This window comes from Muricoccus pecuniae, from assembly GCF_014199205.1.
In the GTDB taxonomy this organism is placed as follows: domain Bacteria; phylum Pseudomonadota; class Alphaproteobacteria; order Acetobacterales; family Acetobacteraceae; genus Roseomonas; species Roseomonas pecuniae.
On record NZ_JACIJD010000004.1, the window covers coordinates 218,421 to 244,583 of the forward strand.

General features: G+C 72.9%; 24 protein-coding genes. 16 read left to right on the plus strand and 8 right to left on the minus strand.

The annotated features are described in order from the left end of the window. Positions 1–7 precede the first annotated feature (7 nt). From FHS87_RS06390 to FHS87_RS06415, 6 genes are all read left to right on the plus strand, one after another. A complete protein-coding gene (locus FHS87_RS06390) occupies positions 8–760 on the plus strand; it encodes a UTRA domain-containing protein (protein WP_184515063.1) in 753 nt (250 codons plus the stop codon). A 10-nt stretch (positions 761–770) separates the two neighbouring features. Beyond that, complete coding sequence (gene hutU, locus FHS87_RS06395) at positions 771–2,456, plus strand: urocanate hydratase (protein ID WP_184515066.1); 1,686 nt, start codon at positions 771–773, stop codon at positions 2,454–2,456. Further along, the gene (hutH, locus tag FHS87_RS06400; protein ID WP_184515069.1) at positions 2,456–3,940 is read left to right on the plus strand and encodes a histidine ammonia-lyase; all 1,485 of its coding nucleotides are present in this window, start codon (positions 2,456–2,458) and stop codon (positions 3,938–3,940) included. The genes hutU and hutH overlap by 1 nt, the downstream gene beginning before the upstream one ends. Further along, positions 3,933–5,129: an imidazolonepropionase gene (hutI, locus tag FHS87_RS06405; RefSeq protein ID WP_184515072.1), complete on the plus strand. Its 1,197-nt coding sequence runs from the start codon at positions 3,933–3,935 to the stop codon at positions 5,127–5,129. Before hutH ends, hutI begins: the two co-directional genes overlap by 8 nt. A 16-nt stretch (positions 5,130–5,145) precedes the next feature. Continuing rightward, on the plus strand, positions 5,146–5,964 hold the full coding sequence (gene fdhD / locus FHS87_RS06410; RefSeq protein WP_221299595.1) for a formate dehydrogenase accessory sulfurtransferase FdhD: 819 nt from the start codon (positions 5,146–5,148) through the stop codon (positions 5,962–5,964). A gap of 99 nt (positions 5,965–6,063) precedes the next feature. Further along, positions 6,064–6,774 (plus strand): metal-dependent hydrolase, encoded by a 711-nt coding sequence (locus tag FHS87_RS06415; protein ID WP_184515078.1) that lies wholly within the window; start codon positions 6,064–6,066, stop codon positions 6,772–6,774. A 16-nt stretch (positions 6,775–6,790) separates the two neighbouring features. Here the strand turns inward: FHS87_RS06415 and FHS87_RS06420 are convergent, their stop codons facing one another. From FHS87_RS06420 to FHS87_RS06440, 5 genes are read right to left on the minus strand one after another with little or no spacing between them, the layout of a single operon-like run. Further along, entirely contained in the window at positions 6,791–7,531 is a 741-nt protein-coding gene (locus FHS87_RS06420) for a GntR family transcriptional regulator (protein WP_221299597.1), read from the minus strand. Next, positions 7,528–8,379 carry an ABC transporter permease gene (locus FHS87_RS06425; protein WP_184515081.1) on the minus strand — a complete coding sequence of 284 codons (852 nt, stop codon included), beginning with the start codon at positions 8,377–8,379 and terminating at the stop codon, positions 7,528–7,530. The genes FHS87_RS06420 and FHS87_RS06425 overlap by 4 nt, the downstream gene beginning before the upstream one ends. Then, positions 8,376–9,428 carry an extracellular solute-binding protein gene (locus FHS87_RS06430; protein WP_184515085.1) on the minus strand — a complete coding sequence of 351 codons (1,053 nt, stop codon included), beginning with the start codon at positions 9,426–9,428 and terminating at the stop codon, positions 8,376–8,378. Before FHS87_RS06430 ends, FHS87_RS06425 begins: the two co-directional genes overlap by 4 nt. A 29-nt stretch (positions 9,429–9,457) precedes the next feature. Further along, complete coding sequence (locus tag FHS87_RS06435; RefSeq protein WP_184515088.1) at positions 9,458–10,558, minus strand: ABC transporter ATP-binding protein; 1,101 nt, start codon at positions 10,556–10,558, stop codon at positions 9,458–9,460. Further along, positions 10,555–11,433, minus strand: a complete 879-nt coding sequence (locus tag FHS87_RS06440) for an ABC transporter permease (RefSeq protein ID WP_246418055.1) — start codon at positions 11,431–11,433, stop codon at positions 10,555–10,557. Before FHS87_RS06440 ends, FHS87_RS06435 begins: the two co-directional genes overlap by 4 nt. 147 nt (positions 11,434–11,580) lie before the next feature. On the opposite strand from FHS87_RS06440, the gene FHS87_RS06445 reads away from it, so the two are divergent. The 5 genes from FHS87_RS06445 to FHS87_RS06465 all read left to right on the plus strand — a co-directional run bounded on the left by FHS87_RS06445 (position 11,581) and on the right by FHS87_RS06465 (position 18,609). After that, positions 11,581–12,606, plus strand: a complete 1,026-nt coding sequence (locus FHS87_RS06445) for a 4-hydroxyproline epimerase (protein ID WP_184515091.1) — start codon at positions 11,581–11,583, stop codon at positions 12,604–12,606. An 11-nt stretch (positions 12,607–12,617) separates the two neighbouring features. Next, a complete protein-coding gene (locus FHS87_RS06450) occupies positions 12,618–13,865 on the plus strand; it encodes an NAD(P)/FAD-dependent oxidoreductase (protein WP_184515094.1) in 1,248 nt (415 codons plus the stop codon). A gap of 1 nt (position 13,866) precedes the next feature. Further along, positions 13,867–15,702 carry a gamma-glutamyltransferase family protein gene (locus FHS87_RS06455; RefSeq protein ID WP_184515097.1) on the plus strand — a complete coding sequence of 612 codons (1,836 nt, stop codon included), beginning with the start codon at positions 13,867–13,869 and terminating at the stop codon, positions 15,700–15,702. A 151-nt stretch (positions 15,703–15,853) separates the two neighbouring features. Continuing rightward, on the plus strand, positions 15,854–17,086 hold the full coding sequence (locus FHS87_RS06460) for a metal-dependent hydrolase family protein (protein WP_184515100.1): 1,233 nt from the start codon (positions 15,854–15,856) through the stop codon (positions 17,084–17,086). 47 nt (positions 17,087–17,133) lie between these two features. After that, entirely contained in the window at positions 17,134–18,609 is a 1,476-nt protein-coding gene (locus FHS87_RS06465; protein WP_184515103.1) for an amidase, read from the plus strand. Positions 18,610–18,627: 18 nt separating this feature from the next. Here the strand turns inward: FHS87_RS06465 and FHS87_RS06470 are convergent, their stop codons facing one another. Then, positions 18,628–18,957: a YnfA family protein gene (locus tag FHS87_RS06470; RefSeq protein ID WP_184515204.1), complete on the minus strand. Its 330-nt coding sequence runs from the start codon at positions 18,955–18,957 to the stop codon at positions 18,628–18,630. 46 nt (positions 18,958–19,003) lie between these two features. On the opposite strand from FHS87_RS06470, the gene FHS87_RS06475 reads away from it, so the two are divergent. From FHS87_RS06475 to FHS87_RS06490, 4 genes are all read left to right on the plus strand, one after another. Then, positions 19,004–19,705: an ATP12 family chaperone protein gene (locus FHS87_RS06475; RefSeq protein WP_184515106.1), complete on the plus strand. Its 702-nt coding sequence runs from the start codon at positions 19,004–19,006 to the stop codon at positions 19,703–19,705. After that, on the plus strand, positions 19,702–19,977 hold the full coding sequence (locus FHS87_RS06480; RefSeq protein ID WP_184515108.1) for an acylphosphatase: 276 nt from the start codon (positions 19,702–19,704) through the stop codon (positions 19,975–19,977). The genes FHS87_RS06475 and FHS87_RS06480 overlap by 4 nt, the downstream gene beginning before the upstream one ends. Positions 19,978–20,049: 72 nt before the next feature. After that, a complete protein-coding gene (locus tag FHS87_RS06485) occupies positions 20,050–21,021 on the plus strand; it encodes a Bug family tripartite tricarboxylate transporter substrate binding protein (protein WP_184515110.1) in 972 nt (323 codons plus the stop codon). Between the two features lie 44 nt (positions 21,022–21,065). Next, positions 21,066–21,908, plus strand: a complete 843-nt coding sequence (locus FHS87_RS06490) for a substrate-binding domain-containing protein (RefSeq protein WP_184515112.1) — start codon at positions 21,066–21,068, stop codon at positions 21,906–21,908. Here FHS87_RS06490 and mtgA read toward each other — a convergent pair. Continuing rightward, the gene (mtgA, locus tag FHS87_RS06495; protein WP_312861896.1) at positions 21,905–22,594 is read right to left on the minus strand and encodes a monofunctional biosynthetic peptidoglycan transglycosylase; all 690 of its coding nucleotides are present in this window, start codon (positions 22,592–22,594) and stop codon (positions 21,905–21,907) included. The genes FHS87_RS06490 and mtgA overlap by 4 nt on opposite strands. A 283-nt stretch (positions 22,595–22,877) precedes the next feature. On the opposite strand from mtgA, the gene FHS87_RS06500 reads away from it, so the two are divergent. Beyond that, the gene (locus tag FHS87_RS06500; RefSeq protein WP_184515116.1) at positions 22,878–24,266 is read left to right on the plus strand and encodes a DEAD/DEAH box helicase; all 1,389 of its coding nucleotides are present in this window, start codon (positions 22,878–22,880) and stop codon (positions 24,264–24,266) included. Positions 24,267–24,314: 48 nt separating this feature from the next. Here FHS87_RS06500 and FHS87_RS06505 read toward each other — a convergent pair whose 3' ends face one another. Next, complete coding sequence (locus tag FHS87_RS06505) at positions 24,315–26,084, minus strand: cation:proton antiporter domain-containing protein (RefSeq protein WP_184515118.1); 1,770 nt, start codon at positions 26,082–26,084, stop codon at positions 24,315–24,317. Between the last annotated feature and the right edge of the window lie 79 nt (positions 26,085–26,163).

The following is a 26,163-nucleotide window of genomic DNA, read 5'->3' on the forward strand; positions in this document are numbered from 1 at the left end:
AGGCGCCGTGTCCGCAGCCCCCAAGCCGCGCTACGAGGCGGTGAAGGACTTCGTGCTGTCCCGCATCGCCTCGGGCGAGTGGGCGACGCATGCGCGCATCCCCAGCGAGAACGAGCTGGGGCCGATGCTCGGCGTCTCCCGCATCACGGTGAACCGCGCCTTCGCCGAGCTGGCGCGGGAGGGGCGGCTGCGGAAGGTGCCGGGCGTCGGCACCTTCGTGGCCCCCCTGACGGAGGACGGCAAGCCGCGCACGGGGCTGGCGAGCATCGAGAGCATCGCGGAGGAGATCCGCGCGCGCGGGATGGAGTGGTCCTGCGAGGTCCTGGCCCTCGGCACCGCATCGCTGACGGACGAGGCGGCGGACGCGCTCGGCCTGCCGCGCGGGGGGCGCGTGCCGGCCTCGGCGGTGCTGCATAAGGGCGACCTCCTGCCCATCCAGCTCGAGGAGCGCTTCATCCGCCCGGGATACGCGCCCGCCTATGCCGAGCAGGACTTCTCAGCCCGCACCACCTACGACTATCTCCGCGAGGTCGGCGAGGTGACGGAGATGGAGCAGGCCGTCACCGCCATCCTGCCCCCCTCCCCCGTTGCACGCGTGCTGGAGGTGGGTGCGCGCGATCCCTGCCTCGTCATTCGCCGCCGCACCTTCCGCCGGGGCGAGCCCACCACCTTCTCCCGCCTTACCCAGCCCGCCAGCCGCTTCGAGCTCTCCGGCCGCTACCGCATGCAGGACGGGCCGGGCGGGCACTTCCCCTTCTGAGGACGCCGCCATGGACGCCCCGAGCAGCAACCCCCGCCTCCGCAACGCGCCGGCCATCCGCGCGCCGCGCGGCAACACCCTCTCCGCGAGGCACTGGGTGACGGAAGCGCCGCTGCGGATGCTGATGAACAACCTCGACGACGAGGTGGCGGAGGACCCCGGCGCCCTCGTCGTCTATGGCGGCATCGGGCGCGCGGCGCGGGACTGGCGCAGCTACGAGACCATTGTCGACGTGCTGCGGCGGCTGGACGACACGCAGACCCTGCTGGTGCAGTCCGGCAAGCCCGTCGGCGTGTTCGAGACGCATGCGGACGCGCCGCGCGTGCTGATCGCCAACTCCAACATCGTTCCCGCCTGGGCGAACTGGGAGAAGTTCAACGAGCTCGATCGCGCGGGGCTGATGATGTACGGCCAGATGACCGCGGGGTCCTGGATCTATATCGGCTCCCAGGGGATCGTGCAGGGCACCTACGAGACCTTCGCCGAGGCCGGGCGCCAGCACTTCGGCGGCGACCTCTCCGGGCGCTGGATCCTCACTGGCGGCCTGGGCGGGATGGGCGGCGCGCAGCCGCTCGCGGGCGTCTTCGCCGGGGCCTCCGTGCTGGCGGTGGAGTGCCAGCCGAGCCGCATCGAGAAGCGGCTGGAGACGCGCTACCTCGATCACCGCACGGACAGCCTGGACAAGGCGCTCGCCATGATCGGCGCCGCCTGCATCGAGCGGAAGCCGATCTCCGTCGGGCTGCTCGGCAACGCGGCGGAGGTCTTCCCCGAGCTCGTCCGCCGCGGCGTGGTGCCGGACATCGTGACGGACCAGACGAGCGCGCACGACCCCGCCAACGGCTACCTCCCCGCGGGATGGACGCTGGCGGAGTGGCAGGCGAAGCGGGAGAGCGACCCCAGGGCCGTCGCCGCCGCCGCGAAGCGCAGCATGGTCGCCCATGTGCAGGCGATGCTCGACATGAAGCGCATGGGCTCCGTGGTCATGGACTACGGCAACAACATCCGCCAGATGGCGAAGGACGAGGGCCTGGCCGACGCCTTCGGCTTTCCCGGCTTCGTGCCGGCCTATATCCGCCCGCTCTTCTGCCGCGGCGTCGGCCCCTTCCGCTGGGCGGCGCTGTCGGGCGACCCCGAGGACATCCGCCGCACCGACGCGAAGGTGCGGGAGGTGATCCCGGACGACCCGCACCTGCACCGATGGCTGGACATGGCGCAGGCGCGCATCGCCTTCCAGGGCCTGCCCGCGCGCATCTGCTGGGTGGGGCTGGGGGACCGGCACCGGCTCGGCCTCGCCTTCAACGAGATGGTGGCGAGGGGGGAGCTCTCCGCCCCCGTGGTGATCGGGCGGGACCATCTCGATTCCGGCTCCGTCGCCTCGCCGAACCGCGAGACGGAGGCGATGCTCGACGGCTCGGACGCCGTCTCGGACTGGCCGCTGCTGAACGCGCTGCTGAACACGGCCTCCGGCGCCACCTGGGTCTCGCTGCACCATGGCGGCGGCGTGGGGATGGGCTACTCGCAGCATGCGGGCATGGTGATCGTGGCGGACGGCACGCCGGACGCCGCGCGGCGGCTGAGGCGGGTGCTGTGGAACGATCCCGCGACGGGCGTGATGCGCCACGCCGATGCCGGCTATGACTCCGCGAAGGACTGGGCACGGAAGATGGGCCTCGACCTTCCGATGGTGGGCGGCTGATGGCCGCGCTCCCCGAACTCCGGGCGGTGATGGAGGGCGGCGCCCTCCCGCTTCCCGAGGGCTGGCAGGAGGCGGTGCGGGCGAGCCATTCGGCCCTCGCCGCGCGCCTCGCCGCGGGCGAGGTGATGTATGGCGTGAACACCGGCTTCGGAAAGCTGGCGGGCACGCGCATCCCGCCAGACGCGCTGGTGCGCCTCCAGCTCAACCTTATTCGCAGCCACGCCTCGGGCGTGGGCGAGCCCCTGCCCCGGCCCGTGGTGCGGCTGGTGCTCGCGCTGAAGGCGCTGTCCCTCGCGCGCGGCGCCTCCGCCGTGCGGGAGGAGACCGTGCGGGCGCTGCTGCGGCTGCTGGAGGCCGATGTGCTGCCCGTCATTCCAGCGCGCGGATCGGTGGGCGCCTCGGGTGACCTCGCGCCGCTCGCGCACTTGTCCATGGTGCTGATCGGGGAAGGCCAGGCCGCCATCGGGGAGCGCGTCGTCACGGGGGCGGAGGCGCTGGCGCATCTCGGCCTCTCGCCGCTCCCGCTCGGGCCGAAGGAGGGGCTTGCGCTGCTGAACGGCACGCAGGTCTCCACCGCCATCGCCCTCCACGCGCTCTTCGCGGCGCGGGACCTCTTCGCCACGGCGCTCGTCGCGGGCGCGATGAGCACGGAGGGCGTGCGCGGCTCCGACACGCCCTTCGACCCCCGCATCCACGCGCTGCGCGGCCAGCCCGGCCAGATCCGCGCCGCCGCCGCCCTGCGCGGGCTGATGGCCGGCAGCGCCATCCGGGAGAGCCACCGGGAGAACGATCCCCGCGTGCAGGACCCCTATTCCATCCGCTGCCAGCCGCAGGTGATGGGCGCCTGCCTCGACGCGCTGGACCACGCCGCCGCCGTGCTGGAGCGGGAGGCGAATGCCGTGACGGACAACCCGCTGGTGACGGCGGAGGGGGAGGTTCTCTCCGGCGGCAACTTCCACGCCGAGCCCGTGGCCTTCGCCGCCGACGGCATCGCCCTTGCCCTCGCGGAGGTCGGCGCGCTGTCGGAGCGGCGGATCGCGCTGCTGACCGATCCCGCCCTCTCCGGCCTGCCGGCCTTCCTCGTGCGCGAGGGCGGGCTGAACTCGGGCTTCATGATCGCGCAGGTGACGGCGGCGGCGCTGGCGAGCGAGCAGAAGTCACTCGCCCATCCCCGCAGCGTGGACAGCCTGCCGACCTCCGCCAACCAGGAGGACCATGTGAGCATGGCCACCGGCGCCGCGCTGCGGCTGGGGCCGATGGTGGCGAACCTGCGCGACATCCTGGCGATCGAGCTGCTGGCCGCCGCCCAGGCGATCGAGTTCCACCGGCCGCTCCGCTCCTCCCCGCCGCTGGAGAGCGCGCACGCGGCCGTGCGCGGCGTGGCGGCGGCCTGGGACGCGGACCGCTTCATGGCGCCCGACATCGCGGGCGTGTCCGCGCTGGTGGCGGAGGGGCGCTTCGCGGGCCTCGCCCCCGATGCCTGACTTCGACCGCGTCTGGGTGAACGCCCATCTCTGCACCATGGGGGACGGGCTCGGCGTCCTGCGGGACGGGGCGCTGGCGGCCCGGGACGGGCGAATCGCCTGGGTGGGGCCGCGCGCCGATCTCCCTGCCCATGCGGCGCCGGAGACGGATTGCGGTGGCGCCTGGATCCTGCCGGGGCTGATTGACCCGCACACCCATCTCGTCTTCGGCGGCAACCGCGCGGGGGAGTTCGAGCGCCGCCTCGCGGGCGCGACGTACGAGGAGATCGCGCGGGAGGGCGGCGGCATCCTCTCCACCGTGCGCGCCACGCGCGCGGCGGACGAGGCCGCGCTGGTCGCCGCCGCCCTACCCCGCCTCGACAGCCTGCTGGCCGAGGGCGTGACGACGGTGGAGGTGAAGTCCGGCTACGGGCTGGACTTTGAGACGGAGCGCCGGATGCTGCGCGCGGCCCGCGCCCTCGGGCGGGAGCGCGCCGTCACCGTCGTCACCAGCTTCCTCGGCGCCCATGCCGTGCCGCCCGAGTATCGCGGGCGCCAGGGGGAATACGCCGCCCTCGCCGCGAGGATGATCGCGCCGCTGGCGGATGAGGGGCTGGTGGACGCGGTGGACGCCTTCATGGAGCGCATCGCCTTCACCCCCGCCGAGACGGAGGCGGTGTTCCTCGCCGCCCGCGCGCGGGGCCTGCCGGTGAAGCTGCACGCGGACCAGTTGAGCGACGGCGGCGGGGCGGCGCTGGCCGCGCGCCTCGGCGCCCTCTCGGCGGACCATCTGGAGCACGCCTCGCCCGGGGGGCTGGCCGCCATGGCGGCGGCGGGGGTAGTTGCGGTGCTGCTGCCCGGCGCCACCTATTTCATCCGGGAGCCGCGCCACCCCGACGTCGCCGCGATGCGCGCCGCCGGCCTGCGGATGGCGCTGGCCACCGACATGAATCCCGGCTCCTCCCCCGCGCGCTCCCTCCTGCTGATGCTGAACATGGGCTGCACCCTCTATCGCCTGACGGTGGAGGAGGCGCTGCTGGGGGTGACGCGCCACGCGGCGGCGGCGCTCGGCCTCGCGGACCGCGGCGTGCTGGCGCCGGGGATGCGCTGCGACCTCGCCCTCTTCCGCATCGATGCCCCGGCGGAGCTGTGCTACTGGCTCGGCGGCAATCCCTGCGCCGGCCGCGTGGTGGCGGGGAGGGATGCCTAGGGAGGACAGAGCAGCGATGTCCCTGCCGCCGAGCAGCCGCCGCGCCGAGGCGCTCGTCATCGGGCGGGACGGCGAGCCGCGCGCGGCGTTCCGGCAGGTGCCGGAGGAGGTGCCGGTCAGCCTCGTCTACTCCTCCGTGCCCTTCGCCGTGATGATGCTGACGCCGACCGACCTCGTGGACTTCGCCTACGGCTTCAGCCTGACGGAGGGGATCGTCGCCGACGCCTCGGGCATCCGGGAGGTGGAGATCGGCGAGGAGGCGCGCGGGCTGCGGCTGGACATCCGCCTGGCCCCCTCGGTGCTGACGGCGCATCTGGCGCGGCGCCGCTCCATCTCCGGCCGCACGGGATGCGGGCTCTGCGGCATCGAGGAGATCGACCAGATGCCCCAGGCCGCCAGGCCCGAGGGCCCCGCCCCCGCCATCGACCCCGCCGCCATCCGCCGCGCGCTGGAGGCGCTGGAGGGCGCGCAGCCGCTGAACGACGAGACGCGCGCCGTCCACGCCGCCGCCCTCGCCCGCGCGGACGGCGCGCTGCTCGCGGTGCGCGAGGATGTCGGCCGGCACAACGCGCTGGACAAGCTGGCGGGGGCGATGCTGCGCGACGGCGCGCGGGCGGCGGACGGGTTCCTCATCGTCACCAGCCGCCTCTCCTTCGAGCTGGTGGAGAAGGCGGCGGCGATCGGGGCGCGGACGCTGGTAGCCATCTCCGCCCCCACCGCGCTGGCGCTGGAGCGGGCGCGGGCGCTGGACATGAACCTCGTCGCTGTCGCGCGACGGGACACGATCGCGGTCTTCCACGGGATGGAGCGCCTGCGGGCCACCGCGCCGGGCTGATCCCTGGGCTGAGCTGCACCCACGGGCATGTGCGCGCCCGGTCCTGGCCCGCCCCTGCCGCCCCGGCTAAACCGGGAGCCCTTTGGCGAGGAGGACCGCATGAAGATCACCTGGTTCGGGCATTCGGCCTTCCGGCTGGAATTCGGGAATGCCGTGGTGCTGATCGACCCCTTCCTGACCGGCAACTCGACCTTCACCGGCACGGTGGAGGAGGCCTCGCGCGGGGCGACGCATGTCGTCCTCACCCACGGCCATGGCGACCACACCGGCGACACGGCGGCGATCTGCAAGGCGACGGGCGCCAAGCTCGTGGCCAATGCGGAGGTCTGTCAGTTCTTCTCCCGCAAGGGCGTCGAGAAGACCGACATGATGAACACCGGCGGCACGACCGACCAGGGCGATTTCACGGTGTCCTTCACCATCGCCTTCCATTCCTCGGCGGCGATGGACGAGAACGGCGTGATCCAGGATCTCGGCCTGCCAAACGGCGTGGTGATCACGCCGAAGGATTCCGCCCATCCCGCGGTCTACCACATGGGCGACACCGACGTGTTCTCCGACATGGCGCTGATCGGGGAGCTGTACCGGCCGGGGGTGGCGATCGTGCCGGTGGGGGACCGCTTCACCATGGGCGCGCGCGGCGCGGCGCTGGCGATGACGCGCTTCTTGCCGGACGTGCCCGTGATCATCCCCTGCCACTTCGGCACCTTCCCCATCATCGCGCCCGATGCCGATGACTTCGTGCGGGCCATGGGCGACGGCGCCGGGCGCGTGCGGCTGGCGAAGCCGGGCGAGGCCTTCGAGGTCTGATCCGGGCGGGAGGCGCCTACCCCGCCTCCTCCATCGCCCCATCGGGCGCCCCATCTGGCGCCCCATCCGGCGGGGCGGCGTGCAGCAGGCGCAGCAGGTCGCGCTTCACGTCCATGACGTGGCGCAGCGTGAAGCGCGCCGCCTCCTCCGCGGCGCCGCGGCGGCAGATGCCCAGCAGCTCCGCGTGCTCCGCCTTCGCCCGCTCCGTCCCGCCGGCGACCGCGAGCTGGAGGCGGGTGTAGCGGTCGGTATTCGCGAGCAGGGTGCGGACGAGGGCGAAGGTCTGCGTCCGTCCCGCCGCGCGGTAGAGCGCGAGGTGGTACTCCGTATTCAGCTCGCCCCAGGCGTTGAGGTCGGCGCGGTCGATCGCCGCGCTGTACTCCACCAGGATCCGCTCCGCCTCCTCGATGTCGGCACGGGTGAGGCGCGGCACGGCGCGGCGGATGAGGTCGGGCTCCAGCAGGGCGCGGAGGTCGAACAGCTCGGCGATGTCCTCGGGCGAGAGGGTGCTGACCACGGCGCCGCGATGCGCGTGGATCGTCACCAGCCCCTCGGCCGCGAGCTGGCGGAAGGCCTCGCGCAAGGGGATGCGGCTGATGCCGAACTCCTCGGCCAGCGCGTCCTGACGCAGCGCCTCGCCCGCGCCGAACTCGCCGGCGAGGATACGGCGGCGCAGCGCCTCGGTGGCGGATTCCACCACCGTCTGCCGCCGAAGCTTCCGCCCTCCGCCCGGCCCCTCCCCCTGCCGCACGCTCACGCCGCCTTGTACCGGCGCTGCACGAAGGCGGAGGAGGCGGCGGTCAGGGTCAGCGTCGTCACCATCAGGATGAAGGCGATGGCGGCGGCGAAGGGCCAGTTGTTGTTCACGGCGTACTCGCGGAACAGCATGGGGGCCATCATCTGGAAGCGCGCCCCGCCCAGCAGCAGCGGCGTGGCATAGGCGTTCATCGCGAGGATGAAAACGAGGACCGAGCCGGTCGCCAGCCCCGGCAGGGCAAGCGGCAGCACGACGTGCAGGAAGCGCCTGGAGGGATCCGCGCCGAGGCTGTCCGCCGCCTCCTCCACCCGCGCGTCGATCCCCTCGATCACGCTCTGCAGGGTGAGCACCATATAGGGCAGGTTGATCGAGAGGATGCCCAGCACCACAGCGAAGGGCGTGTAGAGCAGCGGGAAGCTGGAGCCCGGCGAGGCCGCGGCCACCGCGCTGTCCACCAGCCCGCCGCGCCCGAGCATCCCCATCCAGCCGAGCGCGCGCACCGTGCTGCCGATGAAGAGCGGCAGGATCACCAGCAGCACCCCCGCCGACTTCCACCGGCTCTGCGAGCGCGCGAGGCGGTAGGCGATGGGAAAGCCGAGCAGGAGGCAGAGCGCCGTGGTCAGCAGGGCGATCCACAGCGTGGTCCAGAGCACGCCGGTGTAGAAGGGATCGTAGAGGAAGCGCAGGTAGTTCTCGGGCGTGAAGGCCTCGATCATGAAGTTCGTGCGGTCGTAGCGGTTGAGGCTGTAGCGCGCGAGGAGCGCCAGGGGCGCGACGAGCGCCCCCAGCACGATCATCGTGGCCGGGCCGATCAGCAGCCCGGCCGTGAGGCCGCGAGCCTGGCTCATCGCCCGTCCAGCAGCCGGCGCCACCAGTCGTTCAGCTCGTCCCGCACCGCGGCCAGCTTCGCGTAGTCGGGCGCGACGAGCTTCGGCCGCGGCTCCGGCAGCGCCAGGCGCTGCGCCACCTCGCCTTCCAGCGTCGCCTCGCTGCTGGTGGGAAGGTAGCCCATGCTGTCGGCGAAGCCGCGCTGCGCCGCGGGTTCGAGCATGGCGTTGAGATAGGCGAAGGCGGCGGCCTTGTTCGGCGCGTTCTTCGGCACGCTCATGGAGGAGACGTAGACGACGCTGCCCTCGGTGGGGAAGGAGCTCTTCACCGCGACCCCCGCCTTCTGCCAGAAGATCGTGCGCGCCTGCCAGACCGGGCCGACATCGATCTCGCCCGAGCGCAGGGCGGGGGCGAAGGCGTCGGTGACGGTGTAGGTCTTGTTGCCGTCGCGGATCAGCTTCTCCAGCTCCGGCTTCACGGCCTGCACGTTCATCGCGTCGCCCGTCTTGGCCAGGGCGGCGGCCATGACGACGTAGATGAAGCTGTTGTCGAGGATGCCGACCTTGCCCTTGAAGCGGTCCGCCATCAGGTCGTTGAAGGTGGTGGGCGGCTGCTGCACGCGCTCGGTGTTGTAGATGAAGATCTGCGGGCTGAAGATGTGCGGCAGGGCGTAGTTCGTGCGCAGCTCCGGCAGGATGTGGCGCATGTTGGGCACCTTGCCCTCGTCCAGCGGCTCCAGCAGCCCGGCCTCGTTCAGGTCGTAGGAAGCCGGGGCTTGGGCGCAGATGATGTCCACATTGCCGCGCGGCAGGCGGCGCTGGGCGATCAGCTTGGCGATGCGCGCGGGCTCCGTGCCCACGTCCTGCGTCACCTCGATGTTCTTCGGCCCGAGGATCGGCTTATCGATGTTGCTGCCGAGCAGGTTGGCGTAGTCGCCGCCCCAGGTGCTGACCACCAACCGGCCGCCCGCCTGGGCGCGCGCGACATGGGGCATGAAGGGCAGCGCCGCCGCCGCTGCCCCCAGGCCGAGGATGTGGCGGCGCGAGGCGCCGGTGTGCCGTTCGGTCATCTTGGGCTCCTTCGTTGAATGGTTGGGTGTCAGGCGGGAACGGCGGCGCGCGCGGCGAGCGGCGCGCCGGATGCATCGAACAGGCGCTCGCTGGAGGCGTCCCAGGCAATCCCCGCCCGCTCCCCCGCGGCCATGCGCCGGGCGGCGCCGCCATCGGTGGGGTCGTGCAGGATCACCCTGGTGCCGTCCGGCAGGGCCAGCAGCACCTCCACATGCGCGCCGACATAGGTGGCGTCCTCCACCACGGCGGTGACGCGCGCGGCCGGGTCCTCCGGCCCGCAGAGCCGGGCCCGCTCGGGCCGGATGGCGAGGGTGCAGGGCCCGCCGGCGGCGTAGTGCCCGGCCAGCCGGACCGCGCCGCCACCGGGCAGCGCGAGGCGCGCACCCTCGGCGAGCTCGCCGGCAACGAGGTTGCTGTGCCCGATGAAGCGCGCGACGAAGGGGTTGGCGGGGCGCTCGTACAGCTCCTCCTGCGTGCCCACCTGCTGCACGGCGCCCTCGTTCATCAGCACGAGACGGTCGGCCATCATCATGGCCTCGTCCTGGTCATGGGTGACCATCAGCGCCGTCAGCCCCGCCGCGCGCTGGAGGCCGCGGATCTCCCGCGCCACCTGCTGGCGGAGATTGGCGTCGAGGTTGGAGAGCGGCTCGTCCAGCAGCAGCACCTTCGGCCGGATGGCCAGCGCCCGGGCCAGCGCCACGCGCTGCTGCTGGCCGCCCGAGAGCTGGCGGGGATAGCGCTCCGCCATGGCGGTCAGCTTCACCATCTCCAGCGTCTCGGCCAGCCGCGCCTCGATCTCGGGGCGCGGCAGCTTTCGCATCCGCAAACCGAAAGTGACGTTGCCGGCCACCGTCATGTGCGGGAAGAGCGCGTAGCTCTGGAACACCATCCCCATCTCGCGCCGGTAGGGCGGCAGGCCGGTGAGGTCCCCCCCTTCGAGCAGGATGCGGCCCTCGCTCGCCTCCACGAATCCCGCGACCATGCGCAGCGTCGTCGTCTTGCCGCAGCCGGAGGGGCCGAGCAGAACGAGCATCTCCCCCTGCTTCACGTCGAGGTCCACGTCGCGCACGGCCGCGCTGGCGCCGAAGCGCTTGGTCAGGCCCTGGATGCGGAGATAGGGCTGGCTCATGACACGATCCGGCTCAGCTTGACGTAGCGGTCGAGCAGCAGCAGCAGCCCGGCGATGACGAGGGTCTGCGTCATCACCACCGCCGCCACCAGCGGGTCCACCCGGTATTCGAGATACTGCAGCACCGAGATCGGCAGTGTCGTCTGCCCCGGCGCGATGAGGAACAGCGTCATCTCGATGTTCTCGAAGGAGACGATGAAGGCGAAGAGCGTCGCGGCCACGATGCCCTGCCGCATCATGGGCAGGGTGACGCGCCACAGCACCGTCAGCGGCCGCGCGCCGAGATTGGCCGCCGCCTCCTCCACCGAGCGGTCGAGCCCGACGAGATTGGCCACGCAGAGGCGGATCACCCAGGGCACGGTGATGAGGAGATGGGCGACGACGAGCACGAGGTCGGAGCCGATCAGCGGCACTTCCGTCGCGATCTCCGTCTCCACGACCAGCACGTAGATGGACAGGCCGATCACCACCCCCGGCACCGTCAGCGGCGAGAGCAGCAGCACGTTCAGCACGCCGCGCCCGACGAAGTTGTACCGCACCAGGGCAAGGCTGGCGGGGATACCCACCGCGAGGCTGCCGAGCGTGGCCAGCGCCGAGATGCGGAGGCTCGTGCCCAGCGCCTCGCCGAAGCGCGGGAATTCGAGGATGCGCGCGTACCAGGAGGTCGCGTAGCCCGAGGGCGGGAAGATCACGACCGCGTCGCGGAAGAGGCTGATATAGGCCGTCATCGCCAGGGGCACGGCCATGACCAGCACGCCGAGCGCGATCAGCCCCCAGACGAGCATTCCGGCCAGCGAGACGCGCGCATGCGCCGCCCCTCTCTCGGAGGAGCGCGCCGCCCCGGTCACCGGCCCTGCTGTCGCGATGCCTGCCAATCCACCTCTCCGCCAAGATCCGTTCGAACAGGCCGTCCGCCCGATCGATCCGCGCGAGGGCCATGCAAGAGGCAAGCCGCGCGGGCTGTCAATTGGATAAAATGTCCTATATAGCCGTGCTGCTTTGCCGCAGAGGGGAGAGTTCCGATGCAGGGAATCGAGACGCCGGTGCCGCCGGGCAACCACACCTTCTCCTGCATCGACGGCCATACCTGCGGCAATCCCGTCCGACTCGTCACCGGCGGCGGGCCCATCCTGCGCGGCGCGACGATGAGCGAGAAGCGGATGGACTTCCTCACCCATCACGACTGGGTCCGCCGCTCCCTCATGTTCGAGCCGCGGGGCCATTCCGTGATGTCCGGCTCGATCCTCTATCCCCCGACGCGCGATGATTGCGACATCGCCATCCTCTTCATCGAGGTCTCGGGCTGCCTGCCCATGTGCGGCCACGGCACGATCGGCACGGTGACCATGGCGATCGAGAACGGCCTCGCCCGCCCGGCCAGGGAGGGGGAGCTGCATCTCGACGCCCCCGCCGGCCGGATCACCGCCACCTATGAGCGGCGCGGGGAGCATGTGGACAGCGTGCGCATCCGCAACATCGCCTCCTTCCTCGCGCTGCCGGAGGTGGAGGTGCAGATGGCGGGCATCGGCCGGCTGCGGGTGGACATCGCCTATGGCGGCAACTTCTACGCGATCGTGGAGCCGCAGCCGGGCTATGCCGGGCTGGAGGATTTCTCGGCCGACGACGTCCTGCGCTACAGCCCGGAGCTGCGGCGCCGGCTGAACGAGATCGTCGAGGTCGTGCATCCCGACGACCCCACCATCCGCGGCGTCAGCCACGTGATGTGGACGGGCCGCGCGCGCGACCCCCGCGCCCATGCGCGCAACGCCGTGTTCTACGGCGACAAGGCGGTGGACCGCTCGCCCTGCGGCACCGGCACCTCCGCCCGCATGGCCCAGCTCGCCGCGCGGGGGAAGCTCTCGGTGGGCGACGAGTTCATCCATGAGAGCATCATCGGCACGCATTTCGACGGGCGCGTGGAAGGCCGCGCGGTCGTGGGCAACCACGACGCCATCATCCCGAGCATCGCGGGATGGGCGCGCACCCACGGCATCAACACGATCTTCGTGAACGAGCGCGACCCGCTGCGCGCCGGCTTTCTCGTCTGATGAAAGGCTTGATGGCGGGGGCGCCCGTCGCCGTCATCGGCGCGGGGGTGGTGGGCACGGCCTGCGCCCGCGCCCTCCAGCGCGCGGGGCGGCCCGTGCTGCTGGTCGATCCCGAGCCGCCGGGCTCCCTCTGCTCCGCGGGCAATGCGGGGCACATCGCGATCGAGCAGGTGCAGCCCCTCGCCCGGGCGGGGATGATCGCGGGCGTGCCGCGGATGCTCGCCAACCCCTCCGGCCCGCTCACCCTGCGCTGGCGCGGGCTGCCCGGGATGATGCCCTGGTTCCTTCGCCTCGCCATGGCCGCGCATCCGGCGCGGGTGCGCGCGGGCACCGCGGCTCTCGCCGAGCTGCTGGCGGGCGCGGTGGCGGACTGGCGCGCGCTGCTCGACGCGCCCGACCTCGCCCCGCTGCTGCGGCACGAGGGGTCCATCACCTTGGCGGAGAGCCCCGCCGGCGCGCGGGCGGCGCGGGCAGAGGCGGAGATCATGGCGGCGCACGGCGTCCGCCTCGAAGCCCTCTCCTCCGCCGAGGTGGCGGAGCGCCTGCCCGGCCTCGCCGCCCCCGTCAGCGGCGGGCTGTTCTTTCCGGAGACGGCGCATGCGGTGGAACCGCAGCGCCTGGTGCGCGACCTCGCCGCCCGCGTCATGGCCGATGGCGCGACCCTCCTCCCGCAGCCCGTCACCGGCCTGCGCCGCGAGGGCGGGCGCATCGCCGCCATCGTCACGCCCGCGGGGGAGCGGGCGGTGGAGGGGGTTGTCCTCGCCGCCGGGCTGGCCAGCGCGCGCCTCGGCCCGATGCTCGGCCTGCGCCTGCCGCTGACGGCCGAGCGCGGCTATCACGCCATGCTGCCGCCGGGCGCGCTCCCCCTGCCCTGCCCCGTCTCCTTCGCCGAGCGGGGCTTCATCGCGACGCCGATGGAGCACGGCACGCGCCTGGCCGGGACGGTGGAGCTGGGCGCCGCGCGCCGCGCGCCGGACTGGTCCCGCGCCGATATCCTCGTCCGCCACGCGCGCGACCTCTTCGGCCCCGTGCCGGACGCCACTTCGCGCTGGACGGGCGACCGGCCCAGCCTGCCGGACTACCTGCCCGCCATCGGCCGGGCGCCGGGGCTGGAGAACGCGGTGGTCGCCACGGGGCACCAGCATCTCGGCCTCACCCTCGCCGCCGTCACCGCGCGGCACGTCGCCGGCCTGCTCACGCGGGGCGAGGCGGGCGCCGACCTCCGTCCCTTCGACCCCGCCCGTTTCGGGAGAGCCTGACATGCCCGGCTTCACCACGCGCCCCGAGCTGCGCGGCACCTTCGGCGCCGTCGCCTCCACCCACTGGCTCGCCTCCGCCGCGGGGATGGGGGTGCTGGAGCGCGGGGGCAACGCCTTCGACGCCGCCGCCGCCGCAGGCTTCGTGCTGCAGGTGGTGGAGCCCCACCTGAACGGCCCCGGCGGCGACGCGCCCATCATCGCCTGCCCCGCAGGAGCGGAGGAGCCGGTCGTGATCTGCGGCCAGGGCCCCTCCCCCGCCGCCGCGACGATGGAGCGGTTGCGCGGGCTGGGCCTCGACCTCGTCCCCGGCTCCGGCCTCCTGCCGGCCTGCGTGCCCGGCGCCTTCGGGGCCTGGATGACGCTGCTGCTGGAGCACGGCACCGCCCCGCTGCGCGAGGTGCTGGCGCCCGCCATCTTCTACGCGCGGGAGGGCCACCCGCTCGTCCCCCGCATCCCCGCCGCCATCGCCTCCGTGCGGGAGCTGTTCGAGACGCACTGGCCGAGCTCGGCCGAGATCTACCTTCCCGGCGGGCGGGTGCCGGAGAGCGAGCGCCTGTTCCGCAACCCCGCCCTGGCCGAAACCTATGAGCGGCTGCTCGCCGATGCCGAGACGGCGGGCGGGCGCGAGGGGCAGATCCGCCGCGCGCTCGACCACTGGTATCGCGGCCCGGTCGCGGAAGCGGTGGACCGCTACTACCGCGAGGCGGAGGTCTGGGACGTCTCGGGCCGCCGCAACCGCGGCCTGCTGACGGGGCAGGACATGGCCGCGTGGAAGGTGCCGGTGGAGCGGCCGATCCATGCCGATCACGGCCGCTTCCGCGTGTTCAAATGCGGCGCCTGGAGCCAGGGCCCGTCCTTCCTCCAGGCGATCAACATCCTGTCCGGCTTCGACCTCGCGCGGATGGACCCGGTGGGGCCGGACTTCGTGCATGTCGTGGCCGAGGCGATCAAGCTCGCCTTCGCCGACCGCGACTGCTGGTACGGGGACAGCGCGCCCGTGCCGCTGGAGGCGCTGCTCTCGGCCGACTACGCCGCCGCGCGGCGGGCGCTGATCGGGGAGCAGGCCTCCCACGAGTTCCGCCCGGGCAGCCCCGAGGGGCGCGCGCCGGTGATGCCGCCGCTCAGCCCCGCCGGCACGCTGAAGGAACCGCGGGTCGGCACGGGCGAGCCGACCGTCGCGCGGGAGGACGCGCGCGCGACGGACCGCGCGGGCGAGGCGCTCATCACCGCCGGCGGCACGCATCGGGGCGACACCTGCCATGTCGATGTCGTGGACCGCTGGGGGAACATGGTGGCCGCCACGCCCTCCGGCGGCTGGCTGCAATCGAGCCCCGTCGTTCCCGGCCTCGGCTTCAGCATCACCGTGCGCGGGCAGATGTTCTGGCTGAAGGAGGGGCTCGCCTCCTCCATGGCGCCCGGCGTGCGGCCGCGCACGACACTGACGCCGAGCTTCGCCTATCGCGATGGCAAGCCCTACCTCGCCTTCGGCACGCCGGGCGGCGACCAGCAGGAGCAGTGGTCGCTGCTGCTCTTCCTGCACCACGCGCATCACGGGATGAACCTGCAGGAGGCGATCGACGCGCCCGCCTTCCACACGGACCACGCGCCCTCCTCCTTCTGGCCGCGCGAGACCGCGCACGGCACGCTGACGCTGGAGGGCCGCTTCCCCGCCGCGACTGTCGAGGAACTGCGCCGCCGCGGGCACGGGGTGACGCTCGGCGACGACTGGTCCGAGGGCCGCCTCTCCGCCTGCGCGCGCGAGGCGGACGGGGAAGGCCACGTCGTGAAGGCCGCCGCCAACCCGCGCGGCATGCAGGGCTACGCGGTCGCGCGGTGACGTGCGCGGAATGGAATGCGCGGTGACGCACGCAGAACGGGATGCGCGGTGACGCGCGGGGGACAGGGTGCGCGGTGACGCGCACGGGACAGATGCGCGCTGACGCGCGAGGGGCAACACGCGCGGTGACGCGCCGGAGCAAGGACAGGGCATGACCTCCTACCTCTTCACCAACGGCCACTTCCTTGAGCCCGGCGCGACGGAGCTGCGCGGCGGGATGGAGGTGCTGGTCGAGGGAGACCGCGTGCGCGAGGTGTCGGACCGGCCCATCGCCTCCGCTTCCGCCTCCCGGGTGGACCTGCGCGGCCGCACCATCATGCCGGGGCTGGTGGACGCGCATGTCCATGTCGTCGCCTCCATGGTGAATGTCGCGGAGAACGCGGCGCAGCCCAACTCGCTCGCCATGATGCGGGCGGTCAGGGTGATGCACGGGATGCTCATGCGCGGCTTCACCACCGTGCGCGACCTCGGCGGTGCGGAGCCCGGCATCGCGGTGGCGGTGGATGAGGGGCTGATCGACGGGCCGCGCGTGATTCCCTGCGGCAAGGCGCTAAGCCAGACGGGCGGGCATTCCGACTTCCGCCCGCGCGCCGATGACCGCGAGGGCGTCTTCGCCGCGCGGGTCGGCGCGCTGGGCCGGCTGGTCGATGGGGTGGACGGGGTTCGCCGCGCCGCGCGGGAGGAGATCAAGTCCGGCGCGCGCTTCATCAAGATCATGGCTAATGGCGGCGTCGCCTCGCCCAACGATCCCATCCACGCTCTCGGCTTCTCGCGCGACGAGATCCGCGCGGCGGTGGAGGAGGCGGAGAATGCCGGCACCTATGTCTCCGCCCATCTCTACACGGACAAGGCGATCCGCCGCGCCGTGGAGTGCGGCGTCCACTCGCTGGAGCACTGCAACCTCATCCAGCCCGAGACGGCCGCGATGGCGGTGAAGGCCGGCGCCATCGCCTGCCCCACCCTCGTCGCCTATGAGGGGCTGGCGCTGGAGGGCGCGGCGATGGGCCTCGGCCCGGAATCCGTCGCCAAGATCGAGACGGTGAGGAAGGCCGGGCTGGAATCCCTCGACATCATGCGCCGCGCCGGCCTTCCCATGGCCTTCGGCTCGGACCTGCTGGGCGGGCTGCACAAGTACCAGTCCATGGAGTTCGAGATCCGCGCCCGTGTGCTGCCGGTGCACGAGATCCTGTTCTCGGCCACCACCCTCGCGGCGAGGCTCTGCATGATGGAGGGCGAGATCGGCACTCTCGCCCCCGGCGCGAAGGCGGACCTGCTGGTGGTGGAGGGCGACCCGCTGAAGGACATCTCCGTCCTCGCCAACGGGGGGACGGCGATGCGCGCGATCATGCGCGACGGGCGGTTCTTCAAGAACGAGCTGAACTGAGGGGCGCGGACGCCCCCTCGCCACGCATTCCGGAACGGGCTCGCGACATGACACTTGCCATGGGTTGGGACGAGTGGGCCGCGCACGACGCGACGGCGCTGGCCGCGCGGGTGCGCGGGGGCGAGCTGACGCCCGCCGAGCTGGCCGCCCAGGCCGCGGCCGCCATCGCCATGACCAACCCCGCCCTCGGCGCCGTCGTGGAGGTGTTCGACGATCTCGTGGCCGATCCGCTCAGCGGCGGGTTGAATGCCGAGGGCCCCTTCGCGGGCGTGCCCTACCTGATGAAGGATCTCGGCCCGACGCTGAAGGGCCGGCTGCAGGAGATGGGCTCCCTGCTCATGCGCGGGAACCGGGCCTCGGCGGACAGCTACCTGGCCGGGCGGATCCGCGGGGCCGGGCTGAACATCATGGGGCGCACGACGACACCGGAGTTCGGCTGCTGCTCCTCGGCCGAGAATCCGGCCGTCTATGTCACGCGCAATCCCTGGGATACGGGCTACACCACCAACGGCTCCTCCGCCGGCACCGCGGCGGTGGTGGCCGCCGGCGTGCTGCCGATCTCCCACGCGACGGATGGCGGCGGCTCCATCCGCATCCCCGCCGGGGCGACCGGCAATATCGGGCTGAAGCCCTCGCGCGGCGTCTTCTCCATCGCGCCCCACGCCTCGGACCTCACGGGCCTCGTCTCCATCCAGGGCTGCCACACGCGGACCGTGCGCGACACCGCGGCCTTCGTGGACAGTTGCCGCGGCGGCGCGCCGGGCGAGTTCATGCCCTACTGGACGGCCGACGAGCCCTATGCCGAGCTGATCGGGCGCGACCCCCGGCCGCTGCGGATCGCGCTCTCGCATGAATGGGGCGACTACCGCGCCGTCCCGCATTTCGTGCAGGAGCTGGAGCGCGCCGGCCGACTGCTCGAGTCCCTCGGCCATCATGTCGAATGGGCGCTGCCCCAGCTGGATTTCCGCGCCGCCTTCGCGGCCCAGACCACCTGCTACATCAGCAACTTCGCGCAGACGGTGAACAACCTCATCGCGCAGCGCGGGCTTGAGCGGCCGCCCGAGGATCTCGTCGAGCCGGTCAACATCCGCATCTGGGAGGCCGGGCTGAACACCTCCTACACCGAGCGGGCGCGGATGCAGGCCGTGTTCAACACGACCTCGCGCGCCTTCGGCGAGTTCTTCGAGAGCTGGGACATCATCCTCACCCCGATCACCGCCCTGCCGACGCCGCGGATCGGGACGACGGAGTACCTGACGATCTCCGATAATCCCTCGGTGCTCGACTGGTTTGGCAATCTCTGGCGCAACTTCGCCTACACGCCGCTGTCCAATCTCTGCGGCATTCCCGCCATCTCCCTCCCCCTGGGAGAGCAGGAGAGCGGGCTGCCCCTCGGCATCCAGGCCCAGGCGCGGCAGGCGAATGATGGGCTGCTGCTGCAGCTCGCTGCGCAGGTCGAGCGCGCGATCGGCGGGCGCTGGAACGGGGGCCGCAAGCCCGACGTCCACGTCACCCGCGCCTGAGCGCGAGGCCGGGCGGGCTCAGCGCCCGGCCCCGCCGCCCCAGAGAATCACCCCCGCCCCCGCGAGGCAGAGGGCGGCGCCGGAGAGGTCCCACCGGTCCGGCACCCGCCCCTCCACCGCCACGAGCCAGACGAGAGAGGCCGCGACATAGACGCCGCCATAGGCCGCATAGGCCCGCCCGGCGGCCGAGGACTCGACGAGGGTGAGCAGCCAGGCGAAGGCCGCGAGGGAGGCCATGGCCGGCGCGAGCACCCATCCCGGCCAGCCCAGGCGCCGCCATCCCCAGAAGAGGAAGCAGCCCCCGATCTCCGCCAGGGCCGACGCAGCATAGATCACCGCCGATTGCATGGCGGGCAGCTTGCCACCCCACCCCCTGAAACCCCAATTCCCCGCCATGAAGCGTTTCTGGAACGAAGCCGCCGCCCAGCCCGTGGATGCCGGCTGGGGCATTCTCCTCGATGGCCGGCCGCTGCGCCTGCCCGGCGGCACCACCCTGCACCTGCCCAGCCGCCCCCTGGCCGAGGCCGTCGCCGCGGAGTGGTCTGCGGCGGGCGGCTCCAAGGGCGGGGAGATGACGATGGAGGAGGTGCCGCTCACCCGCCTCGTCGGCACGGCGGTGGACCGCATCGCGCCCGACCCCGCCCCGAGCGCCGCCGCCATCGCGGAGTACGGGGAGAGCGACCTGCTCTGCTACCGCGCCGAGGACCGGCGGCTGGCCGCGCTGCAGGCGGAGAACTGGCAGCCCCTGCTCGACTGGGCGGCGCTGCACCACGACGCCCCGCTGCTGGTGACCAAGGGCATCGTCCATGTCGCCCAGCCCGGGGACTCGCTGCGGGCGCTGCACGCGGCGGTGGCGGCGCACTCGCCCTTCGGGCTCTCCGCGCTCGGCATCGCCGTGCCGGCCATGGGCAGCCTCGTCCTCGGCCTCGCCCTCTCGGCCGGGCGGATCGACGCGGGGGAGGCGCACCGGCTCGCCACGCTCGACGAGACCTACCAGGAGTCCTTCTGGGGCGCCGATGCCGAGGCGACCGCCCGCCGCGAGCGGATCGCGGCGGATGTGGCCCTCGCGGCGCGGCTGCTGGAACTCTCCCGGTGAAGGCCCGCCTGCTTCGCATCAAGGGCCGGGTCCAGGGCGTCGGCTACCGGGACTGGCTGCTGGGCGAGGCGACGGCCGCGGGGCTGAGCGGCTGGGTCCGCAACCGCGCGGACGGCTCGGTAGAGGCGCTGCTGGCCGGGGAGGAGGCGGCGGTGGGCGCCGTGCTCCTGGCCGCGCGGCGCGGCCCGCCCGCGGCGCGGGTGGAGCGCATCGACGAGAGCTTCGCCGACTGCCCGGAAGAGCCCGGCTTCGGGCGCCGCCCGACGCTTTAGCGCCGCATCGGGGCTGGACGCGGGGCGCCGCGCGGGTTCAGCTTTCTCCCCAAGAATGAACGGGAGGAAGACATGTTCCAGCGACGCTCCGTGCTCGCCGGCCTCGGCGCGGCAGCCCTGCCCCTCGCGGCCCGGGCACAGGATCAGTACCCCTCCCGCCCCATCACCATGCTCGTCGGCTTCGCCCCGGGCGGCGGGACGGACATCGTCTCGCGGCTGCTCTCCCCGAAGCTGCAGGAGGAGCTGGGACAGCCCGTGACGGTGGAGAACCGCCCGGGGGCCAGTGGCACCCTCGCCGCCGGCGCCGCCGCGCGCGCCCGGCCGGACGGCTACACCCTTCTCACCGGGACGGTCAGCACGCAGTGCACCGTCGCGCCGCTGATGCGTCCCCCGCCCTATGACCAGCTTCGCGACTTCACCCCGATCATGCTCGTCGGCACCCTGCCCCTGGTGATGGTGGTGCGGGCGGACAGCCCGGCGAAGGACGTGGCCGGGCTCAAGGCGCTGGCGCAGGAGAAGCCGGGCGGGCTGAACTACGGAACCTCCGGCGTCGGCAGCCAGCAGCACCTGGCGAGCGAGCTGCTGGCCCGCCAGGGCGGGATGCGGATGACCCATGTCCCCTATCGCGGCACGGGGCAGTCCGTGAATGCGCTGCTGGCCGGGGACGTGGACGTGAACATCGACACCATGGCCACCTACCTCCCCCAGATCCGCGCCGGGCGGCTGCGCGCGCTCGCCACCACCCTGCCCCAGCGCGCCGCGGCCCTGCCGGATGTGCCGACCGTCGCGGAGCAGGGCTTCCCGGGCTACGACATGTCCGTCTGGTACATGGTGCTCGGCCCTGCCGGGCTGCCGGCGGAGGTGGTGCGGCGCTGGGAGAGGGCGCTCGGCCGCACGCTGTCCGACCCCGCCATCAACCAGAAGCTGGTCGAAACCGGCTACATCGTCGGCGGCGGCACGGCGGCGGATGCCGCGGCCCTGGTGCGCCGGGACGCCGAGCGGCTGGGCCGGCTGGTCGAGGAAGCCGGGATCAAACTCGAATAGGGCCGCGCGGCCCGTTCGGTCTCCTGCGCAAGAGAGGACACGCCATGAACCCCTTCAACCCCGATCGCTTTGCGGTCGCCGATCGCGCTGCGATCGCCGGGCGCGGAGCGGTCACCGGGCGCCGGGCGCTGCTGCTCGGGGCCGCCGCCCTGCCCTTCCTGCCCCGACGAGCCCTTGCCGCGGAGGTGCAGGTGATGGCTTCCGGCGGGCTGACCGCCGCCTACCGCGCCCTTATCCCCGAGTTCGAGCGGAGCACAGGCCACAAGCTCGGCACGGTGCAGGGCGCCTCCATGGGCGCGGCGCCGGACGCCATTCCCCAGCGCCTCGCCCGCGGGGAGCCGGCAGACGTGCTGCTCCTCGCCGCCGACGGGTTGGAGGCGCTGATCGCCCGCGGGCTCGCCCAGCCCGGCAGCCGGGTGGACATCGCGCGCTCCCTCATCGGCATGTGCGTGCGCGCGGGCGCGCCGAAGCCCGACATCTCCTCGATGGACGCCTTCCGCCAGGCGCTGTTGAACGCCTCCTCCATCGCCTATTCGGCGAGCGCGAGCGGCGTCTATATCGAGAACGAGATGTACCGGAAGCTCGGCATCCACGATCAGGTCATGCCCAAGAGCCGCCGCATCCTGAGCGAGAGGGTGGGCACCGTCGTCGCGCGCGGCGACGCCGAGGTCGGCTTCCAGCAGGTGAGCGAGCTGCTGCCTATCCAGGGCATCGACTACATCGGCACCATCCCGGAGGCGGTGCAGCAGCCCACCATCTTCTGCGCCGGCATCGCCGCGAACGCGCGCGAGCCCGAGGCGGCCCGCGCCCTCATCCGCTTCCTCGCCTCGCCCGAGGCCGCGCCGGTCCTCACCCGCACGGGGCTGGAGCCTCTGGGCAAGAGCTAGCGCAGGCAGTCCAGCAAGGGGCCGAGCTGCCCTACGCGCCGCTCGATGGTGGCGGCGCGGGCGAGGACATGGGGGGAAGGCCGGGCGGCCGACCAAGTCAGCGGGCTCGGCAGCACGGCCGCCAGCCGCGCCGCCTCCCCCCGCGTCAGCGCGGCGGCGGGCTTGCCGAAGAAGGCCCGCGCCGCGGCCTCGGCGCCGTAGATGCCCGGGCCGAACTCGACGCTGTTGAGATAGATCTCGATCACCCGCTGCTTGGGCAGGAGCAGGGCGACCTGCGGCGTGAGCCAGGCCTCGACCACCTTCCGCAGGGGGTCGCGCCCGGGCCAGAGGAAGAGGTTCTTCGCCGTCTGCATCGTGACCGTGCTGGCGCCGCGCGGGCGCTCCCCCTCCACCCAACCCGCGATCTCGCCCCGGAGCGCGCCTAAATCGAAGCCCAGCGCCTGCCGGCAGAAGAGGTTGTCCTCCGCCGCCACGACCGATTCGGCCAGGGCGGGCGCGATCGCGCCGAGCGGCACCCAGTCCCTCTGCCACCCTTCCCCCTGGACGGAGCGAATCACCATCAGCGGCGTCGCCGGCACGGGGGTGAAGCGGAAGGTCAGGATCAGCGCCGGCGGGGCGAGCAGCAGCAGGAGGGCCAGCCTCAGCAGCCATCCCCGCCATCCCGCCCGCCCCGCCGAAAGATGCAAAAGCTGCTGCCGCCCCATCCCCCCGTGCTGGCCGCCACCCCGCCCTGCGTCAAGCGCACCCCGTTACATCTTGCGCCGCAGCACCGCTTGGCCCATCTTCCGCGTCGTGCCCGGCCCCAAGCCGCGGCCACGCCCCGGCCGCGTGAGACGGCCGCCACGCGCATGAGGCGCGCGGCCCTGACCGGGGCGTCGAACCTTCCGATACCCTGGATGCGACCGGACACGCGGGGCGCCTCCACCCGCGAAGCGGCGTGCCGCAAAGGGCACGCCCCGATTGGAATCCATGACACAGTTCAACGAGCTCGGCCTCGCCGCGCCCCTTTTGCGCGCGCTCGAGGAAGAGGGCTACACCACCCCCACCCCCATCCAGGCCCAGGCCATCCCGGCCGCCATCGCGGGACGGGACGTGCTCGGCATCGCCCAGACCGGCACCGGCAAGACGGCGGCCTTCGCGCTGCCCCTGCTGCACCGGCTGGCGAACGATCCGAAGCGCGCCGCGCCCTTCACCTGCCGCGTCCTGATCCTCTCCCCGACCCGCGAGCTGGCCTCGCAGATCCATGAGAGCATCCGGGCCTATGGGCGCCACATCCGCCCGAGCACCGCGCTGGTCTTCGGCGGCGTGCCGGAGAACCCGCAGAAGCGCGCCATGGCCAAGGGCGTGGACGTGCTGATCGCGACGCCGGGCCGGCTGATGGACCTGCTGAACCAGCGCGCCATGAAGCTGGACGGCATCGAGGTCTTCGTCCTCGACGAGGCCGACCAGATGCTCGACCGCGGCTTCTGGCCTTCCGTCCGCCGCGTCGCCGGCATGCTGCCGCGCAACAAGCACACGATGTTCTTCTCGGCCACCATGCCGGACGACATCGCCAAGCTGGCCAAGGAGCTGCTGCCCGACCCCGTGCGCGTGGAGGTGACCCCCGTCGCCACCACCGCCGAGCGGGTGAACCAGCGCGTGATCCACACCCGCGCCGAGGGCAAGCGCGGCATCCTGGCCGACCTTCTCCGCGGCGAGGGCGTGGGCCGGGCGCTCGTGTTCAGCCGCACGAAGCACGGTGCGGACCGCATCGTGAAGCAGCTGGAGCAGGACGGCCTCGCCGCCGGCGCCATCCACGGCAACAAGAGCCAGGGCCAGCGCGAGCGCGCCCTGGAGGCCTTCAAGCGCGGCACCGCCCCGATCCTGGTGGCGACCGACATCGCCGCCCGCGGCATCGACGTGGACGGCGTGACCCACGTCATCCAGTACGACCTGCCGGAGGTGCCGGAGACCTATGTCCACCGCATCGGCCGCACGGCCCGCGCCGGGGCTTCCGGTGAGGCGGTGGCGCTGGTGGCGCCGGACGAGGTCGCCCTCCTCCGCGCCGTGGAGAAGCTGACGCGCCAGGAGGTTCCGGCCGAGGGGGACATCCCCACCGGCCCCGTGCCGCGCCGGCCGAACCGCCAGCAGCAGGGCAGGCCGCCCCGCCGCGACGAGGGTCGCGGGCCGTCGCAGGGCCAGGGACGCGGCGCCCCGCAGCGGGAAGGCGGGCGCAACGCCGGGGGCCGCCCCGCGGCGGGCGGGCAGCCCGGGCGCGGCGGCAACGGCTTCGGCGGCCAGCGCCGGCCGGAGGCGCCGCGTGCGGACCGGAAGGACCGGTCCTGGCGGGAAGGCGATTTCCGCGACAGCGGCCGCTGAGACAGGAAGGGCGCCCCTCGGGGCGCCCTTCTTCGTTCCAGCCCCCGCTCAGGCCTCGGCGTGTTCCAGCATCCGCCGGGCCACCTCGCGCTCACTCATGACGATATAGGTCGCGCCCAACCGCTCCAGATGCTCCACCGCCGCGTCCGAATGGGCGCGGGCGGTGATCTCCAGCGCGGGGTTCAGGGCGCGGGCCTGCTCCACCACCTGCCCGGCCTCGAAGGCCTCGGGCACCGTCACGAAGAGGCGGCGCGCGCCGGGAAGGTTGGCGAGGGCCAGCACCAGCGGGTCCGCGGCATTGCCGAGCACGGCGGGCAGCCCGTCCGCGCGGGCCGCGGCGGCGATGCTCTCCGCATCCTCGAAGACGAGCACGGGGCGCCCGGCATCCCGCAGCCGCTGCGCGACGAGATGGCCGACGCGGCCATAGCCCACCACCACGTCATGGTCCTCCATGGCGGGAATGACCTCCGCCTCCACCTCCGCCTCGACAGGCAGCCCGGGCTTGATGCTGGGCGCGGGGCTGGGCGCGGGCGGGGTGGGGGCGAGTTCCGGCGCGGCCCGGTCGGGCTCCGCCAGCTCGGCCATGGGCGTCTCGGCCACCGGGTGAGGCGGGGAGACCGAGCGCGCCGCCACCCTCGCGCGCCGCTTCTCGACGAGGGCGAAGAGGAAGGGGTTGATGAGGATGGAGAGGATGGCCCCGGCCAGGATCAGGTCCCTCCCCTCCTGGGGCAGCAGGCCGAGCGACCCGCCGAGCCCGGCGAGGATGAAGGAGAACTCGCCGATCTGGGCGAGGCTGGCCGAAATGGTCAGCGCCGTGCCCGAGGGCCGCCCGAAGGCGCGGACGATGAGGTAGGCCGCCACCGACTTGCCCACCACGATGATCGCCAGCACCGCCAGCACCGCGAAGGGGGCGGTGATGATGATCGTCGGGTTGAACAGCATCCCGACGGAGACGAAGAACAGCACGGCGAAGGCGTCGCGCAGCGGCAGCGCCTCCTCTGCCGCGCGCTGGGAGAGCTGGCTCTCGCCCATCACCATGCCGGCGAAGAAGGCGCCGAGCGCGAAGGACACGCCGAACAGCTCCGCCGCCCCGAAGGCGACGCCGAGGGCGATGGCGTAGACGGCCAGGCGGAACAGCTCGCGCGAGCCCGTATGGGCGGCGTGGTGCATCACCCAGGGGATCACGCGCCGCCCGGCGACGAGCATCAGCACGACGAAGGCGGCGACCTTGCCGAGGGTGATCGCCAGCGTCATCGCCAGATCGGGCAGGGACAGCCCTTCCCCGCCCTTCAATGCCGGGGCGATGGCCGGCAGCAGGACGAGGGCGAGAACCATGACCAGGTCCTCCACGATCAGCCAGCCGATGGCGATGCGCCCGCGCTCCGTCTCCGCGATCCGGCGTTCCTGCAGGGCGCGGATGAGCACGACGGTGGAGGCGACGGAGAGGGAAAGGCCGAAGACGAGCCCGCCGCCGATTCCCCAGTTGAACAGCCAGCCCAGCCCCATGCCCATCAGCGTGGCCACCAGGATCTGCCCGATGGCCCCGGGCAGCGCGATCGAGCGCACCTCCAGCAGGTCCTTCAGGGAGAAGTGCAGGCCGACGGCGAACATCAGCAGGATGACGCCGATCTCGGCGAGCTGGTTGGCCAGTTCCTGGTCCGCGACGTAGCCGGGCGTGAAGGGCCCGACCGCGACGCCGGCCAGGAGGTAGCCGACGAGGGGCGAGACGCGCAGGCGATGCGCGACCATTCCGAAGATGAAGGCGAGGAGGAGGCCGAGGGCGATGGTGGCGATGAGCGGGGTGTGGTGATCGGGCAATGGTCCGTCCTGTGCGGTTGGCGTGACCATCACAGGATAGGGAGGGGGAGCGCGCGATACCACCGACAAGGGTGTGACG

Excerpts from the sequence above, each read along its gene's own strand:
- hutU (WP_184515066.1), top strand. The coding sequence starts at position 771 with ATGGACGCCCCGAGCAGCAACCCCCGCCTCCGCAACGCGCCGGCCATC.
- hutH (WP_184515069.1), top strand. The coding sequence starts at position 2,456 with ATGGCCGCGCTCCCCGAACTCCGGGCGGTGATGGAGGGCGGCGCCCTC.
- hutI (WP_184515072.1), top strand. The coding sequence starts at position 3,933 with ATGCCTGACTTCGACCGCGTCTGGGTGAACGCCCATCTCTGCACCATG.
- fdhD (WP_221299595.1), top strand. The coding sequence starts at position 5,146 with ATGTCCCTGCCGCCGAGCAGCCGCCGCGCCGAGGCGCTCGTCATCGGG.
- FHS87_RS06415 (WP_184515078.1), top strand. The coding sequence starts at position 6,064 with ATGAAGATCACCTGGTTCGGGCATTCGGCCTTCCGGCTGGAATTCGGG.
- FHS87_RS06425 (WP_184515081.1), bottom strand. The coding sequence starts at position 8,379 with ATGAGCCAGGCTCGCGGCCTCACGGCCGGGCTGCTGATCGGCCCGGCC.
- FHS87_RS06430 (WP_184515085.1), bottom strand. The coding sequence starts at position 9,428 with ATGACCGAACGGCACACCGGCGCCTCGCGCCGCCACATCCTCGGCCTG.
- FHS87_RS06435 (WP_184515088.1), bottom strand. The coding sequence starts at position 10,558 with ATGAGCCAGCCCTATCTCCGCATCCAGGGCCTGACCAAGCGCTTCGGC.
- FHS87_RS06445 (WP_184515091.1), top strand. The coding sequence starts at position 11,581 with ATGCAGGGAATCGAGACGCCGGTGCCGCCGGGCAACCACACCTTCTCC.
- FHS87_RS06450 (WP_184515094.1), top strand. The coding sequence starts at position 12,618 with ATGGCGGGGGCGCCCGTCGCCGTCATCGGCGCGGGGGTGGTGGGCACG.
- FHS87_RS06455 (WP_184515097.1), top strand. The coding sequence starts at position 13,867 with ATGCCCGGCTTCACCACGCGCCCCGAGCTGCGCGGCACCTTCGGCGCC.
- FHS87_RS06460 (WP_184515100.1), top strand. The coding sequence starts at position 15,854 with ATGACCTCCTACCTCTTCACCAACGGCCACTTCCTTGAGCCCGGCGCG.
- FHS87_RS06465 (WP_184515103.1), top strand. The coding sequence starts at position 17,134 with ATGACACTTGCCATGGGTTGGGACGAGTGGGCCGCGCACGACGCGACG.
- FHS87_RS06470 (WP_184515204.1), bottom strand. The coding sequence starts at position 18,957 with ATGCAATCGGCGGTGATCTATGCTGCGTCGGCCCTGGCGGAGATCGGG.
- FHS87_RS06475 (WP_184515106.1), top strand. The coding sequence starts at position 19,004 with ATGAAGCGTTTCTGGAACGAAGCCGCCGCCCAGCCCGTGGATGCCGGC.
- FHS87_RS06485 (WP_184515110.1), top strand. The coding sequence starts at position 20,050 with ATGTTCCAGCGACGCTCCGTGCTCGCCGGCCTCGGCGCGGCAGCCCTG.
- FHS87_RS06490 (WP_184515112.1), top strand. The coding sequence starts at position 21,066 with ATGAACCCCTTCAACCCCGATCGCTTTGCGGTCGCCGATCGCGCTGCG.
- FHS87_RS06500 (WP_184515116.1), top strand. The coding sequence starts at position 22,878 with ATGACACAGTTCAACGAGCTCGGCCTCGCCGCGCCCCTTTTGCGCGCG.